The following is an 18058-nucleotide window of genomic DNA, read 5'->3' as shown; positions in this document are numbered from 1 at the left end:
CAGTCAGACCGGCATCAGCCCCAGCACTTGGCGAGGCCTTCCTTGGTGTCGATGGACTTCACGCCATTGGCCGGCTTGTCGGTCACCAGATTGACGCCGGTGTCGAAGAAGTTCTTGCCTTCGGTCGGCTTCGGCTTGGTGCCGTCCTTGGCAAAATTGGCGATGGCCTCGATGCCGAGCGCCGCCATCTGCAGCGGATATTGCTGCGATGTCGCGCCGATGACGCCTTCGGCCACTGACTTCACGCCGGGGCAGCCGCCATCGACGGAGACGATCAGCACCTGGCTTTCCAGGCCGACGGCCTTGAGCGCCTGATAGGCGCCGACCGCGGCCGGCTCGTTGATGGTGTGGATGACATTGATGGTGTTGTCCTTCTGCAGAAGGTTCTCCATCGCCTTGCGGCCGCCCTCCTCATTGCCGTTGGTGACGTCATGGCCGACGATGCGCGCGTCATCCTCGTCGCCGATCTTGTTAGGATCCTTCACGTCGATGCCGTAGCCCATCATGAAGCCCTGGTCGCGCAGCACGTCCACGGTCGGTTGCGAGGGGGTCAGGTCGAGAAAGCCGATCTTGGCGTCCTTGGCCTTGTCGCCGAGCGTCGCGGCGGCCCAGGCGCCGATCAGCTTGCCGGCCTCCAAATTGTCGGTGGCAAAGGTCGCGTCGGCGGCGTCGATCGGATCGAGCGGCGTGTCGAGCGCGATCACCAGCAGGCCGGCGTCACGCGCCTTCTTCACCGTCGGCACGATGCCCTTGGTGTCGGACGCGGTAATGAGGATGCCCTTGGCGCCGTCGGCGATGCAGCTCTCGATCGCCGCGACCTGGCTTTCGCTGTCGCCGTCGATCTTGCCGGCATAAGTCTTGAGGTCGACACCAAGCTCCTTGGCCTTGGCGGTCGCACCCTCCTTCATCTTGACGAAGAAGGGATTGGTGTCGGTCTTGGTGATCAGGCAGGCGCCGACACCGGCCGCGGATGCGGACGAGGCGAATGCCATCAGGCCCAGAGCGGCCGCCGCAAAAACGGTGGACTTCAACAGTTTTGTATTGGTCACGATTTTCCTCCCAGTGGAACATTCCGGATGCCGGCCAACCGGCATCCGTACGGCATCCAAGCAACCTCTCCCGGTGGGGATGCCTGCCTCAAATGACACCAGACCAATCTCTCTGTCAATAATTAAATCATTCTTATTTATTATTGACAGCCTTGCGCCGTTCGCACATTCTGTTCCAAAAGCCTCGAGGGGAAATGACGGGAGGAACAGGGGTGGAGACGGCCATTGCCAGGCATGGTTCGCCCGAGGCGAATGAGAGCCTTATTCACCGTGGCACCAACCAGAGCGGCATGCGGGACCACAATGAGCGGCTGGTGCTGTCGCTGGTGCGCCAGCATGGCAGCCTGGCGAAGTCCGACATCGCCCGCATGACCGGACTGTCGGCGCAAACCGTCTCCGTCATCATGCGCGAGCTCGAGGAGGAAAGCCTGCTGCTGCGGCAGGCGCCGCTGCGCGGCAAGATCGGCCAGCCCTCCATCCCCATGGCGCTCAATCCCGAAGGCGCGTTCTTCATCGGCCTGAAGATCGGCCGCCGCAGCGCCGAACTCGTGCTGATCGATTTCCTCGGCAATGTACGTTCGATGCTGCAGCATTCCTACCGCTACCCTGCCCCGCGCGAGACGGTGGAATTCGTCACATCAGGCATGAAGAAGATGCGTGGCGAGCTTTCGCCCGCGCAGGACAAACGCATAGCGGGACTCGGCATCGCCATGCCGTTCGAGCTCTGGAACTGGGCCGATACCGCCGGCGCGCCGCGCGACGTCATGGACGAATGGCGCCATCGCGATATCCGCGCCGACATCCAGGCGCAATGCGATTTTCCGGTCTATCTGCAGAACGACGCCACTTCGGCCTGCGGCGCGGAACTGGTCTTCGGCCAGGCAGGCGCCCCGCGTGATTTCGTCTATTTCTATATCGGCGCCTTTGCCGGCGGCGGCATCGTCCTCAACGGGCGGCTCTTTGGCGGCCCGACCGGCAACGCCGGCGCGCTGGGCTCCATGCCGGTGCCCGGACCGGAGGGAAAGCCGACCCAATTGATCGACGTGGCCTCGATCGCCATGCTCGAAAAGGCGCTCAATGCGCGTGGCGTCGAGGCTTCGCATCTCTGGACGTCGCCCGACGACTGGGGCGAGATCGGCGCCGAGCTCGACGACTGGATCACAAACGCCTCGCGGGCGCTCGCTTATGCCATCGTCGCGGCGTCGTCCGTCATCGACTTCGAGGCGGCGGTGATCGACGGCTGGATGCCGACGCAGGTGCGCCGCAGGCTGGTCGACGCCGTCATCGCAACCATCGACACGATCGATGCCGAGGGATTGAAATTGCCAAACGTCCGCGAAGGCACCGTCGGTATTCACGCGCGCGCTCTCGGCGGCGCCAGCCTGCCACTATCCGAGCGCTTCCTGATCGGTTCGACCACGATTTCCAGGAGCATCTGAATGCTGATCGGAATTCCGGCGCTGCTCGGTCCGGAGCTTCTGGCGATCCTGCGTGCGATGGGGCATGGCGACGAAATCGCCCTGGTCGATGGAAACTACCCGGCCGAAGAGCAGGCAAAGCGGCTGGTGCGGGCCGACGGCCACCATCTCATTCCGGTGCTGGACGCCATATTGAGCGTGCTGCCCGTCGATGACGTCGTGCCGGAGGCGCTGTTTCGCGCCTCGGCCAAGGGCGACCCCTCGCTCGCCGATCCCGTGCATCATGAAATCGAAGTGCTGTGTGCAAAACGCGCGCCCGGGCGCAAGGTGGTTGCGCTGGCCGGTGCCGACTTCTATGCACGCGTCAGGGCCGCGCACGCCATCGTCGCGACCAGCGAACCCAGGCTCTACGCCAACATCATCATCCGCAAGGGCGTGATCCATCCGCCGGAGACGACAAGACAATGATCCTTTGCTGCGGCGAGGCCCTGATCGATATGCTGCCGCGCACGACGACGGAGGGAGAACGGGCCTTCGCACCCTATGTCGGCGGCGCGGTGTTCAACACCGCCATTGCGCTCGGCCGGCTGGGCGCTCCTGCCAGCTTCTTCTCGGGCCTGTCGTCGGACCTGTTCGGCGGCCAGCTCCGCGAAGCGCTCGGGGCGAGCAAGGTCAGTTCCACCTATGCGCACACTTCGCCCCGGCCGACGACGCTCGCCTTCGTGCGGCTGAACGATGGCCAGGCAACCTACACTTTCTACGACGAGAACACCGCCGGGCGCATGCTGACCGGCGAGGATCTGCCGCAACTTGGTCCGGAGATCGAGGCCATGCTGTTCGGCGCCATCAGCCTTATTTCGGACCCGGCGGGCGCCGCCTACGAGGAATTGATGAAGCGCGAGCATGGTCGTCGCGTCATGATGCTCGACCCCAACATCCGGCCGAACTTCATCCCGGACAAGGCAAAGCATCTGAAGCGTATCCGCGAGATGATGGCGATGGCCGATATCGTGAAACTCTCGGATGAAGATCTTCACTGGTTCGACGAAGCCGGCTCGCACGAGGATGTCGTGCGCAACTGGCTCGACCGCGGACCCAAGCTGATCGTCGTGACCCATGGCGCCGAAGGCGCCGTCGGTTACACCAGGGATCACATGGTCAGCGTGACGCCGCAAAAAGTCGAGGTGGTCGATACGGTCGGCGCCGGTGATACGTTCAATGCCGGCATCCTCGCCTCCCTGCACGAACAAGGCCTGCTGACGAAGGCGGCAATCTCCGGGCTGTCGCAGGACGCTATCCGCAAGGCGCTGGTGCTTGGTGCCAAGGCAGCGGCGGTAACCGTGGCGCGGGCCGGCGCCAATCCGCCCTGGCGGCATGAGATCGCCTGAGTGGCGCGCCAGAGGAACGAATCCGAATTAACAGGTTCCTTGGAACCTTCGCCGGCGCGCTGTTGATGAGGTAGTAAAGAAAACCCGCCTGTGCGGCGGGTCCTTGGCGCAACTCAGCACCATGGGCAAATATGTAGCATAGTTGCCTTCACCCAGTCAAGAAAAAATTCCTATCTTCGGATAGCTGCCGCACTGCGGACTGGCCGTTCTCAGGCCTTGGCTGACCCAAGTTCGGGCCGTGGTAAGGCCCAACATGGATTGAGCCGGCCGATCACTTTATGTTTAGCAGGGTCGACTCTGGGGTTATAAGGCCGTAATTGCGCCGCACGAATCCCGGATTTCCGGCATCCGGCTGACCGACACCGGAAAATGCGGTAACAGACTGCCACGACCGGGCAATTTGTCGCTCCGCGCGCCCGGCTTTCTCGGCAGGCGCAATTCTGATACCAGCGGGTCGAGGCTAGACCGCCCGGTTAAAATCGTTTGAGGACGACATGCAGTTCATCGATCTTGGCGCACAGCGCGAACGAATCCGCGACCGGCTGAAGGCCGCGATCGACCATGTCGTCGAGGACGGCCGCTATATCCTCGGTCCCCAGGTAGCCGAATTCGAGAAAAAGCTCGCCGCCTATGTCGGCGTCAAGCACGTCGTGGCCTGCGCCAACGGCACCGACGCACTGCTTTTGCCGCTGTTCGCCGCCGGGATCGGCCCGGGCGATGCCGTGTTCGTTCCGAGCTTCACCTTTGCCGCCACGGCGGAAGTGGTGGCGCTGGCCAAGGCCGAGCCGGTTTTCGTCGACGTCGATCCCAACACCTACAACATCGACATCGCCAGCCTCGAGGCGGCGATCACGATGGTCAAGAAAGAAGGCCGGCTGAAGCCCAGGGCGATCATTCCGGTCGACCTCTTCGGCCTTGCCGCCGACTACGATGCCATCACGGCGATCGCCCACCGAGAAGGCCTGATGGTGATCGAGGATGCCGCCCAATCGATGGGCGGTTCGGCGGACGGCAAGATGTGCGGGTCGTTAGGCACGGTCGGCTCGACCAGTTTCTATCCGGCGAAGCCGCTCGGCTGCTACGGCGACGGCGGAGCGATGTTCACCAACGACGACGCCTTGGCCGACAAGCTGCGCTCCTTCGCCTTCCACGGCAAGGGCGAGACGCAATATGACAACATCCGGGTCGGCATCAATTCACGGCTCGACACGCTGCAGGCCGCGATCCTGATCGAAAAGCTCGCCATTCTCGAGGACGAGATGGTTGCCCGGCAAATGGTGGCGAGCCGTTATGCCGAAGGGCTTGCTGATGTCGTCACGGCAGCCCGCAACCTGGACGGCAGCCGCTCGGCCTGGGCGCAATACGCCATCGAGACGCCCAAGCGCGACGGGCTGAAGGCGCATCTCGGCGAAAAAGGCATTCCGTCGGTCATCTACTATGTGAAGCCGCTGCACGAGCAGATCGCCTATCGCGACTATCCGAGAACGCCGACCGGCCTTGCCGTATCCGAGCAATTGCCCAAGCGCATCCTGTGCCTGCCGATGCATCCCTATCTCAGCGAAGCCGATCAGGACCGGATCATCGAGACGATCCGCAACTATATCGGATCGAACTCGGCGCAGGCCGCGGCCGAGTAACCAGCCGGCTTCAGGCGGAGCTTGCCCCTGCCCTGCCGCTGGCGATGAAATGCGGATTGGCAAAATCCGCATCGCCGCCCTGGTCTCGCTTGCCATACATCAAGGGCTGTCCATCCAACGTGCGCGTGATGCCGCCCGCGGCGCGCAGCACGGCATCGCCGGCTGCGGTATCCCACTCCATGGTACGACCGAAGCGCGGATAAATGTCCGCCTCGCCATTGGCGACCAGACAGAATTTCAGCGACGAGCCGACAGAGACGATCTCGGCGATGCCTAGGTCACGAATATAGGCTTCGGTTTCGGGCGTGTTGTGGGAGCGGCTCGCAACCACCGCCAGCGGCGTCGCAGCCGCCCTCACCGAAATCGGCCGGCGAGAGACGATGCGGAAGTCGCCATCTATTTCGAGGAATTCCGCCTTGCCCGGCAGCCCGGAAAAGAACCGGCCCGTGCAGGGCGCGAAAACGACGCCGACTTCCGGCACGCCGTGGCGGACAAGCGCGATGTTGACGGTGAAATCGGTGCGGCGATTGACGAATTCCTTGGTGCCGTCCAGCGGATCGATCAGGAAGAAAGCCCCGTCCAGGTCCGGCGGCACGATGCCGGCGGATGCTTCCTCCTCGGCCACGCAGGGAATGTCGGGAAAGGCCGCACGCAATCCGGCCAGAATGATCTTCTCGCTCTCGCGGTCCGCCTCGGTCACCGGCGAGGAATCTGATTTCTGGTCGACCGCGCAGCCGGCGTGGAACACACGCATGACCTCGCGGCCGGCCGCCAAAGCGAGCCCCTCGAAAATTTCGAGCATCGACCTGTCGTCAGATGCCGCCGCCATTGTCGTATTGGTCTTCGGCAATGTCACGCTCGTTCAGCCAGTGTTCCAGGGCATCTACCATCTCCTCGGCCGATTTGCCGAGCGTCTTCAGATGGATTTCCGGTTTTTCCGGCGCTTCGTAAGGCGAGTCGACACCGGTGAAATTCTTGATCTCGCCATTGAGCGCGCGGGCGTAGAGGCCTTTCGGGTCACGCCTGGCGCATTCCTCGAACGGCGTGTCGACGAACACTTCGACGAACTCGCCTTCGGCCATCAATTCGCGGGCCATGCGCCGCTCGGCGCTGAAAGGCGAAATGAAGGAAACGATGACGATCAGCCCTGCATCGGCCATGAGGCGGGCCACTTCGGCGACGCGGCGGATGTTTTCGACGCGGTCGGCGTCGGTAAAGCCGAGATCCCGGTTGAGGCCGTGGCGGACATTGTCGCCGTCGAGAATGTAGGTATGGCGCCCGGAGGCAAACAGCTTCTTCTCGAACAGGTTGGCGATGGTCGATTTGCCCGAGCCCGACAGCCCGGTGAACCAGAACACGGCGGGCCGCTGGTTCTTGATGTCGGCACGTACCCGCTTGCCGACATCGAGCGATTGCCAATGGATGTTCTCGGCACGGCGCAGCGAATGCAGGATCATGCCGGCGCCGACCGTGGCGTTGCTGATGCGGTCGATCAGGATGAACGCGCCGGTTGTACGGTTCTCGGCGAAGGTGTCGAAAGCGATCGGCGTGCGCGTCGAGATGTTGCAGATGCCCACTTCGTTCATCTCGAGCGACTTGGCAGCTTCACGGGCAAAGTCATTGACATTGACCCGATATTTCAAATCGGTGACGGTAGCGCTGGTCTGGTCGGTCTCGGTGCGCAGGATATAGGAGCGGCCCGGCAGCAGCGCATGTTCGTCGAACCAGACGATGTTGGCGGCGAACTGGTCGGCGACCTGCGGGCGTGCCGCAGGCGCCACCAGCATGTTGCCCCGGGAAATCTCGACCTCGTCATCGAGGACAAGCGTGATGGCCTGGCCGGCAACCGCCTGGGCGAGGTCGCCACCCTGCGCGACGATGCGCCTGACGCGGGAGGATTTGCCCGATTTGGCGACGACGACCTCGTCGCCTTGCGAGATCGCGCCCGAGGCGATCGTTCCGGCGAAGCCGCGAAAATCGAGATTGGGGCGGTTGACGTACTGCACCGGAAAACGGAACGGCAGCTCGGCCGCGGCCTCGTCGACCGAAACGGTTTCGAGATGTTCGATCAGCGTCGGGCCGGAATACCATTCCATCCTGTCGGAGCGGCCGGTGACGTTGTCGCCGTAGCGCGCCGACATCGGGATCGGCACGATGGTCTCAAAGCCGAGATCGCGCGAAAACTGCTGATAGTCCTGCGTGATCCGGTCGAAGACCGCCCGATCGAAATCGACGAGATCGATCTTGTTGACGGCCAGCACGATATGGCGGATGCCGAGCAGCGAGGCGATGATCGAGTGGCGCCTGGTCTGGCGCAGCACGCCTTGCCGCGCATCGATCAGCACGATTGCCAGGTCGGCGGTGGACGCGCCGGTCGCCATGTTACGCGTGTACTGCTCGTGGCCGGGCGTGTCGGCGACAATGAATTTGCGCTTTGGCGTGGCGAAGAAGCGATAGGCGACGTCGATGGTGATGCCTTGCTCGCGCTCGGCTTCGAGACCGTCGACCAGCAGTGCGAAATCGATGTCGTCGCCGGTCGTGCCGTGCTTGCGCGAATCGCGTTCGAGCGCGGCAAGCTGGTCCTCGAAAATCTGCTTGGTGTCGGAGAGCAGACGGCCGATCAGCGTCGACTTGCCATCGTCGACGGAGCCGCAGGTGAGGAAGCGCAGCAGCGATTTCTTCTCCTGCGCCGCCAGATAGTCGCGGACGCCGTCGGTAGGTGCGAGGCTCTTTGCCATGATGTGGCGCATGGTCAGAAATACCCCTCGCGCTTCTTCTTTTCCATCGAGCCGGCTTCGTCCCGGTCGATCAGGCGGCCCTGCCGTTCGGAGGTGCGCGCGGTCAGCATCTCGCCGACGATAGCTTCCAGCGTGTCTGCTTCCGATTCGATGGCGCCGGTCAGCGGGTAGCAGCCGAGCGTGCGGAAGCGCACCAGCCGATTCTCGATCGCCTCACCGGGGCGCAATTTCATGCGATCGTCGTCCTTGAGGATGAGCATGCCATCGCGTTCCACGACCGGCCGCTGCTTGGCGAAATAGAGCGGCACGATCGGGATGTTCTCCTGCAGGATGTACTGCCAGATGTCGAGCTCGGTCCAGTTGGACAGCGGAAAGACGCGGATCGATTCACCCGTGGCGATGCGGGTGTTGAAGATCTTCCACATTTCGGGACGCTGGTTCTTCGGATCCCAGACATGCTGGGCGTTGCGGAAGGAAAAGATGCGCTCCTTGGCGCGCGATTTTTCCTCGTCGCGGCGGGCGCCGCCAAAGGCGGCATCGAAACCGTATTTGTCGAGCGCCTGGCGCAGCGCCACGGTCTTCATCACATGGGTGTGCGTGTTCGAGCCATGATCGAAGGGATTGATGTTGTCGCGCACGCCATCCTGGTTGACGTGAACCAGGAGATCGAAACCGAGTTTTTGCGCCATCTGATCGCGAAAGGCGATCATCTCGCGAAATTTCCAGGTTGTGTCGACATGAAGGAACGGAAAGGGCGGCTTGGCGGGATAGAATGCCTTCATCGCCAGGTGCATCAGCACGGACGAATCCTTGCCTACGGAATAGAGCATGACCGGCTTGGCGAAGGCGGCCGCGACTTCACGGAATATGTGGATTGACTCGGCCTCAAGCCGCTGCAGGTGCGTAAGCGCTGTTGTCATGGCCTGTCTAGCGTTCTCTCGTGCCTTCCGACAGAAGACCTGGCATCAAATCATCGGGCTTCCCGCCCGGTTCAAGCTTGCTTCTGGACAATGTTATTCTTGCGGGCGTTCTAGCAGATCGCCGCTGCCCAGAACAATGCAAGACGCGCCTGGCAAGGAGTGGTTCGGGAATGAATTTTCCATCCATGCGTCAAAATGCGGAAATTCCTGCTTGTCACGCCGGCGGCTGAGAAAATGCGGGGGAAAAAATTGCTTGATGAAAAGCACGCAGTCTTCGCCGCGCCCAAATCCGATCGTCTGCCAGCGACTACCGATTTTCGGTGGCAATCGGCCTTGATGCACTTTCAGAAAAAGACCCAAGCCGCTATACCGGCCCCTGAAAGCGGGCAGATGCACGATGCGACACGGGCAATTTCGGCAGGGCTATGTTCGCCGCCGTCAGACAATCCGCCGTGTGAAGCGTCCGAGAATGGTGAGCCGCCCTTGAGCCAGCTTTCATCGATAAGACGGCAGTTCTCGCCCGCGCGGATCAATATCTATTTTTCCATCGCTTGCTTCTTTTTTCCACCGGTCCTGGGGTCTGTGGTGAGCTTCGTGTTCAACGGCGGCGGCCTGTGGTCGGTTCTTTTGATCGCCTCGAAAAAGAGGCGCTTCAACATCGACCGGGCGATGATGGCGCTCACGATCGCGATCTATGCCTATTGCGCGGCAAATCTCCTGGCTTCGCTCGCCAATAACGCAATTGTCAGGGATGCGCCGCATCTGATCCCGCTCGTCACCTTCCTGTTTTTCCCCCTCTCCTATTCAACCTGGAGCATTACGCAGAAAACAACCCTTGTCCGGATCATAATCCTCAGCAGCATGGCCGCCTGTTTCGTCGCGCTGCTGTTGGCGATCATCCAGCAATATTGGATCGGGATGAGGGCGGAGGGCGGAGCGGGAAATGCGATCGTGTTCGCCACGGTCGTCTGCCTTGCAGTGATGGCCTGCGTGGCCGGTGCCCTGTCGGGCATCGAAAGGCACAAGAGTGCGCTGATCTGCGCAGCGCTCGGCGGAACGATCGCCATCATCTATTCCGGCACGCGTATCATCTGGCTGGCGCTGCTGATTTCCGGCATTGCCGTGCTGTTGATCAACCAGCATTGGCTGAAAGGGAAGAATGCCGTCCGTCTGCTGCTTCTGATGGCGGCGATCGGCGTCGCGGTCGCCGCTATCGGATTCCATACGATATCCGACAGATTTGATTTTCTGCGCTCTGATTGGGACGCGCTTGGGGCGCACGGCAATTCCGACACCTCGCTTGGAATACGTGTTGCCCTCTGGGACATCGGCCTGAAGGCATTTCGCGACATGCCCTTGTTCGGACACGGAGTGGGTGCCAACCAGCTCTTGATCAGGCAGGGCTTCCAAGACCTGTTCGCGAAAACGGCAGGTTTCAATCATTTCCACAATGGCTTCCTGACGGCATTGGTACAGGCGGGCATCCTGGGCGCCGTGACTTTGGCGGCGATCTTTGTCGTCGCCGGCAGAAACGCCGCCCTGGTCCTGCGCAACAGCGCCGACCCGATCGAGCGCTTTGGCGCCACCATGGTCGTCGTCATGGTGATCACCTACCTGACGGCTGGGATGACAGGCATCCTGATCGGCCAAGACATCCTGGATTCGGTGTTCATGGTCTTCCTGGTATCCGGGACCTATCTTGCGTCGGGACGTCAGGCCCCGTTGCCGGAAGAGATGCCGCTTCCGCCAGTCACGCAATAGCGGCTCCGGGCAAGGCAATGAAGGTCTTGGTCACAGGCGCATCGGGCTTCATCGGACGCCTTGTCGTGCAAAGGCTTTGCGAGGCAGGGGTGGAGGTTCGCCTCGCCTCGCGCTACCCAGAAAGGCTCGCTTCGGGCAGCGACATCGTTGGCTTGCCGCGTTTCGATGCGCCGGCCAAGGACTTCCTTGCCGTCACCCGTGACGTCACGGACGTCGTTCACTGCGCCGGCTTGAACAATGATCAAGGCGAGGCCACCGAAGCCGACTACCGAGCCGCCAACGCGGAACTGAGCGCGCGGCTGGCGCATGCGGCCGCCATGCAGGCAAGCGGACGTTTCATCCAACTGTCATCGGTCCGGGCCGTGATCGGCGCCCGCGTCAGCGCAACGATCGACGAGCATACGGTCCCCGATCCGCAATGCGCCTACGGGTGCTCGAAACGCGAGGGCGAGATCAGGGTCCTGGACGCCTATGCATCGCACGGCCGCGCCGACGCCGCCGTGCTGCGCCTGCCTGCCGCCTACGCAAGCGGCATGAAGGGCAATCTGGCAATGCTGATGCGCCTGGCCGATACAAGCCTGCCGCTGCCGACGGGTGTACTGACGGGAACCCGCTCGCTGGTGTCGGCCGACGCAGCCGCGCAAGCCGTGCGGCATTTGTTGGCTCATCCGGGGCCGCTCAGCCCTGCCTATATAGCCAGCGACGTGCCTCCGGTGTCGGTGGCAGCCGTCGTAAGCGCCTTCCGTAAGGGACTTGGGCGGCCGGTGCGCCTGGCTGCCGTACCGGCCAGCCTGATGCGGATGGCCGCGGTGGCGCTAGGCAAGCGGGCGTTTTGGGAAAGCATGACGGCGACACAGATATGCGACCCTTCCCTGCTCGTCTCGCAGGGCTGGCTGCCGGAAACAGCGACGCTTGATCGTTTAAGCGAAATCGCGGCGCGCAGCAGGCAAGCTCAACCTGGATAAATCGTCGCGAGCAGGATGCGAAGATCAAGGCCGATCGACGCGACCTTGAGATAGTCGGCATCGGTTTCGGCCAATAGGGCCGGGTCCGACATGTCGATGCCCTTGACCTGAGCCAGGCCCGTGATGCCGGGAAGCGCCGATGAAACGCCCAGCCGTCGGCGGCACTCGATCAGCTCGGTTTGCGTCGGCAGGCAGGGACGCGGTCCGACCAAGCTCATCTCGCCCTTCAGAACATTCCAGAACTGCGGCAGCTCATCGAGCTTGAACTTCCGCAGGGTCTTTCCGGCCGGCGTCACGGCATTCGCCGGCGCCTCGTGCGAAGGCAAGGATGGCGTGCCGACATACATCGTGCGCAATTTGTGACAGCGAAAGAGCACGCCATCGCGGCCAACCCGCGTTTGAGAAAAGATGGCCGGACCGGGCGACGATATACGAACAGCCAGGACAGCGAGCGCCAGGACGGGTGAAGTGACCAGGAGCAGCAGCGCCGCGCCGGCAAGATCGAAGATTTGCTTGGCTGTCTTCATGAACCGCCGATAGTGCTCGTTGCCAAAACCAAAGACGAAAATACGAATCCGCTCGACGTAGCATGAGGCTATCGCTCGACCAAGCTCGACCCCTCGCCTGCTCGGGTGCGCCCGCAGAGGAATGCCAGCCAGCGCCCCAGGGTCCCGAAGGTCCGCCGATAAATGCCGCTCTTGCGCAGACTGCTCAAGCGCCGAAGAAGGCCAGGGTCTTTTGAAGCATCAGTTCGCCTGCCCGGCCGCTTTCGGGATCACGGCCTCAGGCACGTCCCCTCTTACCTTCTTGGTATGGTCAAGACCCGCAAGCACAGCGAGCGAGGATGCCTTGTCCTGGCTCTTCACGGATTGCTGCAGGGCCGCAAGCGCCGCCTGGACATCGGACCATTCCGCGACATCGGTGCTCAGGCCAAAAATCTTGGAAATGCCGAGTTCGACCAGCTCCTCATCCTCACCATGCAACGTTTCATGGAGTTTTTCACCCGGCCGGATTCCGGTGAAGCGAATGGGGATGTCCGTGTATGGGCTTTTTCCGGACATGCGGATCATCGTCTCGGCAACTTCGAGGATCGGCACCGGTTTGCCCATGTCGAGCATGTAGACGGCGTAGTCGTCGCCGGCTTTCCGCGAGGCGGCATCGGCAGCCGACATGATGACGAGGTCGACGGCTTCGGCCACGGTCATGAAATAGCGCGTCATGCGCCGGTCGGTTATGGTGACCGGACCTCCGGCCTCGATCTGCGCCTGGAATATGGTTGCGACCGAGCCATTGCTGCCAAAGACATTGCCGAACCGAACGGCTATGAACTTGGTGGCGGGGCGCCGCGCGCCGGGCTCGCCGGCGGGCGTTTCATGCAAGGCGCTGACGATCTGTTCGGCCGCCCGCTTCGTCAGGCCCAGCACGGATGTCGGGTCCACGGCCTTGTCGCTCGAAACAAGCACGAATTGCTTGACGCCGCATTTGGCGGCAACCTCGGCACAGACAAGCGTTCCGAAGACATTGGTCTGGATGGCCGAATCCCAGTTTTCCTCGAGCAAAGGCACATGCTTCAGTGCCGCGGCGTGGAAAACGATGTCCGGCTTGAACTCGGTGACGACACGCGTCATCTGGCGCCGGTCGGCGACATCGACAATGCGGACCTTGAGGCGGTCATGGTCCTTCTCTTGGACGTATTGGCTCAACTGGAAAATGCCGAACTCGGAATTGTCGGCAACCAGCACCGCCTCCGCGCCCAGTTCCAGTGACCTCTTGACCAGGGTGCGGCCGATGGAACCGGCGCCGCCGGTGACCAGGACGCGCTTGCCGCCGACGAAGGCCCCGATGCGTTCGATGTCGGACGGAACCGTGGGGCGGCGCAGGATCGTTTCCATCTCGACCTCGTCGAGAACGAGCTTTCCCTCCTGGCCGAGCTGCGAAAGCCCCGAGAACTGCACCACCGCTATGTCGCCTTGCCGGGCAACACGGACGAGCTCCGAATACTCCTCGATCTCATGTTCGGCGCCGCTGCCGAAAATCAGCAGGTCCAGGCTTGTCGTACCCTTGGCGTATTCTTCCAGCACCTCGATCAGGCGGGGGCGGGTGGCCACGACGGGAACGCCCTGGATCCGAGTGCCCTGCGGAACACCGTGCTCAATCGCCATAATCCCTGCAATTGAATACTCTACAGGCTGCGTCGTGCGCGTGAAACGGATGATTACGTCGGCCTCGCTCAGCTTGCCGACAAACACCGCTCTCTTGGTCGAAGCCTTGCCGCGACTCAGAATGCGCCAGCTCGCGCCGTCGCGAAAGAACCGGTAGAAAATCCGGGGCGCCGAGATGATCGTGAAAGAAACCAGGAAGAAGACGATGAACTGGCGCTCATTGAGGCCCGCCACCGGCTGAAAGGAACGAACAAAAAGCGAAACACAGTAAAGGACGATGGTCAGTATTGCGCAGCCCTTCAGGATGTTGAAGAAATCCGGCGTCGAGGCGAAGCGCCACACAGTATTGTAGAGGCCGCAATATCTGAATAACAGATGACTAAGAATAATGATGCTCGCCCAGCAAGCGAAACCCGCTGGAGAGAACGCTTCGAACGACAGCCTCGACTGCGATAAAGTCAGGCTAAGCGCCACCGCCACCAAAACCATGGCGATGTCTTGAATCATGATGATGGCGCGACGCATTGTGGGCCGGAGTCCGGGTACAGCTTCTACATAGGATTTCATCGGACGGTACTGAACTCCAGGCGCGAAGACTTCAATACTAAAGTGGCTCTAGAGCGAATACCATCCGTCACCGGCGGCTTCTTTTTAGTACCAAATCTTCGGCCCCCGCCGCGTGTATCGCATAGCGTGGACTTGAAATCATCGCCAGAGATTTTTTCATAGGTTGGCGGGTGAAGAGAAAGTCCGTTTGATCAAGATCTTGCACATCAACTGCAAAGAGCCCTAGAGTCCGACAGCAACTCAGGATAGAGAGAGGGGTCGGCCGTAGAGGTCAATCCTTGACTACTCTTTGCCCTGGTGCGGTCTGCTCTCGACCTATGGCCTATGGTTCCGCAGATATCAAGCGGTTCGAGAATGCCGGCAGCGCGATCGTGAGGCCATCGCTCGGTCCTTGACGCCAGACGGCTCTCACCCTGTCGACGCGGCTGGGAATGCAGTGTGGATAGCTGGAAGGAAAGGTGAACCGCCCGAAGCGATTTTGCGGTTGACAGCCAAGTCTGCTGCAATATGACGGTCTTCCCTTTACCAGCCAAAGCGAAGTGATGAAGTTTGGATCAAGTGGCCTGCGAGGGTTGGCTTCAGAATTAGTCGGGAAACCCAGCGGCCTTTATACGGAGGCTTTCGCTTGGCGTCTCGTTGCCGATGGGGTCCGATCGAAGGCCAAGGTGTTCGTTGGTCGCGACTTGCGCGATAGCAGTCCGACGATCGCCGCCAACTGCATGGCTGCCTTGGCGGCAAGTGGGTTTCAACCGATCGATTGCGGTGCCATTCCAACGCCAGCCTTGGCGTTGTATGCCGGGCAGCATGACGCAGCGGCGCTCATGGTTACGGGTTCGCACATCCCTGCGGACCGCAATGGCATCAAGTTCTATAGCCCGCGGGGCGAGATCACCAAGGCCGATGAAGCCGCTATGGCACACTATGCTGCCGAACGGCTAGACGCCTATTGCCCCCCGCCGCCAATAGGTACGGCTTTGCCGGGGCATCACGACAATGCGATCGCCGCCTATCGCGCGCGCGCTGATGACATCTTGGAGCCAGGGTCCCTTTCGGGCCTGAGGCTCGGCGTCTATCAGCACAGTTCGGTCGCGGCGGATCTTCTGGTGGAGGTTCTCCGATCCTTTGGCGCAGATGTGACACCTGTCGGGAAATCGGAGACCTTCGTACCCGTCGATACCGAAGCCGTTGACGAAACCACAATTGCAAAGTTCAAGGGTTGGGCGCGAGAATTCCACCTCGACGCCATCGTGTCGACCGATGCCGATGCTGATCGGCCACTGATTGCCGACGAGAATGGTGACCTGTTTCGCGGCGACCTGATCGGCCTCGCCACGGCTCTGTTCCTGCGGGCTGACATCGTGGTGACGCCCGTGACTTCCAATTCAGGTATTTCGAAAGCCTTCGGTTTTACGGTTCTGAGAACGAAGGTCGGATCTCCTTTCGTCGTCGAAGCCATGGAAGCCTCACACCACCCCGGGAAAATCGTTGTGGGCTTTGAAGCCAATGGTGGCGTTCTCTTGGGGTCGGACTGTTCGCTACACGGCAAGACATTGACGGCATTGCCGACACGGGATTCACTGCTCCCCATCCTGGCTGTCCTCGGGATGGTCGCATCGACAAGAAAAACGCTGTCAGGTCTGCGCGCGTTGTGGAATCTTCCGGCCTGTGCAAGCGAACGCCTTGAGAATTTTCCAGTGGAGAGTTCGCGCAGCTTGATGCGTCGGCTCGCGGATCGGCCTGCACTGCAGCGGTTTCTGGCCCCGTTCGGGACTGTTGCTGAAGTTGACGAGACCGACGGCCTAAGGACACAAATGCTGACTGGCGAGATCATCCATCTGCGGCCGTCCGGCAACGCGCCTGAACTTCGCTGCTATTCGGAGGCAGCAGACCCAGGCAGAGCGAGAGCGATTGTGGCGCTGACGCTCGACAGGGCGCAGGCAATCGCATCCACAAACGAAGCAGAGGTCATTTAATGAAAGTGGTTCCCGTCATCATCAGCGGTGGAGCCGGATCGCGACTATGGCCTGCCTCAAGGCAATCGCACCCCAAGCCTTTTCTTAAAGTGGCGGACGGGCATTCGCTTATTCAGCACACAGTGCTGCGCGCCGCGTCGATTGAGGGCGTGGTGGAACTCGTGGCTGTAACGTCCGGGGACCACCTTTTCCTCACGAAGGACGACTTCGACGAACTGGATTCGGTTGTGTTGCCGCGTACGTTTCTGCTCGAGCCGGAAGGCCGGGATACTGCCGCTGCCGTGGCGGCAGCCACTGTCCATGCCAAGGCAACGCAGGGCCCTGATGCGATTCTATGCGTCTTCCCGGCCGATCACATGATTGGCAACTTGCCTGCGTTTCTAGACGTTATGGGCCGGGCCATCGAATACGCAAAACTGGGGCGGATTGCCACATTGGGCATCAGCCCGACCAGGCCGGACACGGCGTTCGGCTATATCGAAGCCGATGGTGAGAAAGTCGTCCGTTTCGTTGAAAAACCGGATCTCGACACAGCCAAAGCCTATGTCGAATCCAAACGCTTCTTCTGGAACGCGGGGATTTTCTGCTTCAGCGCGCAACGAATGCTCGACGAGATGGCTTTGCATTGCCCCGAAGTGATCCAGGCGGTTTCCGACAGTTATGAGAACGGCCGATTCAGTCAAGGCGAAGGCTTTGCCAAAATCGAACTCGCGCCCGAGCATTTTGGCTCCGCTCCGCGTATCTCTCTCGATCATGCGGTTATGGAGAAGGCGAACAATCTTGCCGTGATTCCTTGCGACATGGATTGGAACGACATCGGATCTTGGAACGCCATGGCCGATTTGATCGCTCCTGACGAAAGCGGCAACAGGCTGCGCGGCGATGTTCACATGGTCGACACCACCGGCAGCTATGTAAGTTCCGACAAGCGCGTCATCGGCACGGTCGGGGTCAGCGATCTGGTGATCGTCGATTCTCCCGACGCATTGCTTGTCGCCTCCCGAGATCGGGTTCAGGACGTCAAGAAGTTATTCGAGGGCCTCAAGGCTTCCGGGCATGAGGCGCATTTGGTCCACAGCACCGTACATAGGCCGTGGGGCACCTATACGGTTCTGGAGGAAGGCGAGCGCTTCAAAATCAAACGCATCGAGGTGAAACCCGGTAGACGTTTGAGCCTGCAAATGCACTACCATCGCTCCGAGCACTGGGTCGTGGTCAGCGGCTCCGCGAAAATAGTCAATGGCGACCAGGAGCTGTTCCTGGCGACCAACGAGTCAACCTACATCCCCTGCGGTCATAAACACAGGCTGGAAAACCCTGGCCGGATTGACCTGGTGATCATTGAAGTGCAAAGCGGCGATTATCTCGGCGAGGACGATATCGTGCGTTTTGACGACATATACGGCCGCGCCTGACAATCCATTGGCTCACGGTGCTGGGGGCGGCAAAGCCTTAGGGGCTGGGCGGACACAAATCGGAT

Annotated in this window: 14 protein-coding genes; 8 read left to right on the top strand and 6 right to left on the bottom strand. The window is 61.2% G+C overall.

Annotation, left to right across the window (positions count from 1 at the left end; translation table 11 throughout):
- Positions 1-14 precede the first annotated feature (14 nt).
- Positions 15-1031: a sugar ABC transporter substrate-binding protein gene (locus FJ959_RS07680; protein WP_181165177.1), complete on the bottom strand. Its 1017-nt coding sequence runs from the start codon at positions 1029-1031 to the stop codon at positions 15-17.
- Between the two features lie 230 nt (positions 1032-1261).
- On the opposite strand from FJ959_RS07680, the gene FJ959_RS07675 reads away from it, so the two are divergent.
- The 4 genes from FJ959_RS07675 (at position 1262) to FJ959_RS07660 (ending at position 5492) form a co-directional block, all read left to right on the top strand.
- On the top strand, positions 1262-2488 hold the full coding sequence (locus FJ959_RS07675; protein ID WP_140629354.1) for an ROK family protein: 1227 nt from the start codon (positions 1262-1264) through the stop codon (positions 2486-2488).
- Positions 2489-2935, top strand: coding sequence for an RbsD/FucU domain-containing protein (locus FJ959_RS07670; RefSeq protein ID WP_140514913.1), 447 nt, complete (start codon positions 2489-2491; stop codon positions 2933-2935).
- Complete coding sequence (locus tag FJ959_RS07665; RefSeq protein WP_140580815.1) at positions 2932-3855, top strand: carbohydrate kinase; 924 nt, start codon at positions 2932-2934, stop codon at positions 3853-3855. The genes FJ959_RS07670 and FJ959_RS07665 overlap by 4 nt, the downstream gene beginning before the upstream one ends.
- A gap of 494 nt (positions 3856-4349) precedes the next feature.
- Positions 4350-5492 (top strand): DegT/DnrJ/EryC1/StrS aminotransferase family protein, encoded by a 1143-nt coding sequence (locus tag FJ959_RS07660; protein ID WP_140629351.1) that lies wholly within the window; start codon positions 4350-4352, stop codon positions 5490-5492.
- 10 nt (positions 5493-5502) lie between these two features.
- Here FJ959_RS07660 and cysQ read toward each other — a convergent pair whose 3' ends face one another.
- Genes cysQ through cysD form a run of 3 tightly spaced genes read right to left on the bottom strand, consistent with a single transcriptional unit; the run spans position 5503 to position 9150 of the window.
- Entirely contained in the window at positions 5503-6294 is a 792-nt protein-coding gene (cysQ, locus tag FJ959_RS07655; RefSeq protein WP_181165144.1) for a 3'(2'),5'-bisphosphate nucleotidase CysQ, read from the bottom strand.
- 10 nt (positions 6295-6304) lie between these two features.
- Complete coding sequence (gene cysN / locus FJ959_RS07650) at positions 6305-8242, bottom strand: sulfate adenylyltransferase subunit CysN (protein ID WP_181167645.1); 1938 nt, start codon at positions 8240-8242, stop codon at positions 6305-6307.
- Positions 8243-8244: 2 nt separating this feature from the next.
- Complete coding sequence (gene cysD / locus FJ959_RS07645; RefSeq protein WP_140494839.1) at positions 8245-9150, bottom strand: sulfate adenylyltransferase subunit CysD; 906 nt, start codon at positions 9148-9150, stop codon at positions 8245-8247.
- Positions 9151-9633: 483 nt separating this feature from the next.
- Between cysD and FJ959_RS07640 the strand changes: the two genes are divergently transcribed.
- Positions 9634-10911 (top strand): O-antigen ligase, encoded by a 1278-nt coding sequence (locus FJ959_RS07640; protein ID WP_140514968.1) that lies wholly within the window; start codon positions 9634-9636, stop codon positions 10909-10911.
- Positions 10912-10928: 17 nt separating this feature from the next.
- Positions 10929-11876 carry an NAD-dependent epimerase/dehydratase family protein gene (locus tag FJ959_RS07635; protein ID WP_140520765.1) on the top strand — a complete coding sequence of 316 codons (948 nt, stop codon included), beginning with the start codon at positions 10929-10931 and terminating at the stop codon, positions 11874-11876.
- Here FJ959_RS07635 and FJ959_RS07630 read toward each other — a convergent pair.
- Both FJ959_RS07630 and FJ959_RS07625 read right to left on the bottom strand, forming a co-directional pair.
- A complete protein-coding gene (locus tag FJ959_RS07630; RefSeq protein WP_140494844.1) occupies positions 11864-12403 on the bottom strand; it encodes a sugar transferase in 540 nt (179 codons plus the stop codon). The two genes, FJ959_RS07635 and FJ959_RS07630, sit on opposite strands and share 13 nt — an antisense overlap.
- Positions 12404-12622: 219 nt before the next feature.
- Positions 12623-14605: a nucleoside-diphosphate sugar epimerase/dehydratase gene (locus FJ959_RS07625; RefSeq protein ID WP_181171929.1), complete on the bottom strand. Its 1983-nt coding sequence runs from the start codon at positions 14603-14605 to the stop codon at positions 12623-12625.
- Positions 14606-15147: 542 nt separating this feature from the next.
- On the opposite strand from FJ959_RS07625, the gene FJ959_RS07620 reads away from it, so the two are divergent.
- Both FJ959_RS07620 and FJ959_RS07615 read left to right on the top strand, forming a co-directional pair.
- Entirely contained in the window at positions 15148-16578 is a 1431-nt protein-coding gene (locus tag FJ959_RS07620) for a phosphomannomutase (protein ID WP_140629347.1), read from the top strand.
- Positions 16578-17993: a mannose-1-phosphate guanylyltransferase/mannose-6-phosphate isomerase gene (locus FJ959_RS07615; RefSeq protein ID WP_140629345.1), complete on the top strand. Its 1416-nt coding sequence runs from the start codon at positions 16578-16580 to the stop codon at positions 17991-17993. Before FJ959_RS07620 ends, FJ959_RS07615 begins: the two co-directional genes overlap by 1 nt.
- Positions 17994-18058: the final 65 nt, after the last annotated feature.

Origin of the sequence: Mesorhizobium sp. B2-2-4 (assembly GCF_006442375.1) — a bacterium.
In the GTDB taxonomy this organism is placed as follows: Bacteria; Pseudomonadota; Alphaproteobacteria; order Rhizobiales; family Rhizobiaceae; genus Mesorhizobium.
The sequence above is the reverse complement of the archived record's forward strand: the minus strand, read 5'-3'. Positions and strand labels throughout refer to the sequence as shown.

Bases quoted from the DNA above. Each gene is read 5' to 3' on its own strand.
- FJ959_RS07670 (WP_140514913.1), top strand. From the start codon at position 2,489: ATGCTGATCGGAATTCCGGCGCTGCTCGGTCCGGAGCTTCTGGCGATC.
- FJ959_RS07665 (WP_140580815.1), top strand. From the start codon at position 2,932: ATGATCCTTTGCTGCGGCGAGGCCCTGATCGATATGCTGCCGCGCACG.
- FJ959_RS07660 (WP_140629351.1), top strand. From the start codon at position 4,350: ATGCAGTTCATCGATCTTGGCGCACAGCGCGAACGAATCCGCGACCGG.
- cysQ (WP_181165144.1), bottom strand. From the start codon at position 6,294: ATGCTCGAAATTTTCGAGGGGCTCGCTTTGGCGGCCGGCCGCGAGGTC.
- cysN (WP_181167645.1), bottom strand. From the start codon at position 8,242: ATGCGCCACATCATGGCAAAGAGCCTCGCACCTACCGACGGCGTCCGC.
- cysD (WP_140494839.1), bottom strand. From the start codon at position 9,150: ATGACAACAGCGCTTACGCACCTGCAGCGGCTTGAGGCCGAGTCAATC.
- FJ959_RS07635 (WP_140520765.1), top strand. From the start codon at position 10,929: ATGAAGGTCTTGGTCACAGGCGCATCGGGCTTCATCGGACGCCTTGTC.
- FJ959_RS07630 (WP_140494844.1), bottom strand. From the start codon at position 12,403: ATGAAGACAGCCAAGCAAATCTTCGATCTTGCCGGCGCGGCGCTGCTG.
- FJ959_RS07625 (WP_181171929.1), bottom strand. From the start codon at position 14,605: ATGAAATCCTATGTAGAAGCTGTACCCGGACTCCGGCCCACAATGCGT.
- FJ959_RS07620 (WP_140629347.1), top strand. From the start codon at position 15,148: ATGAAGTTTGGATCAAGTGGCCTGCGAGGGTTGGCTTCAGAATTAGTC.
- FJ959_RS07615 (WP_140629345.1), top strand. From the start codon at position 16,578: ATGAAAGTGGTTCCCGTCATCATCAGCGGTGGAGCCGGATCGCGACTA.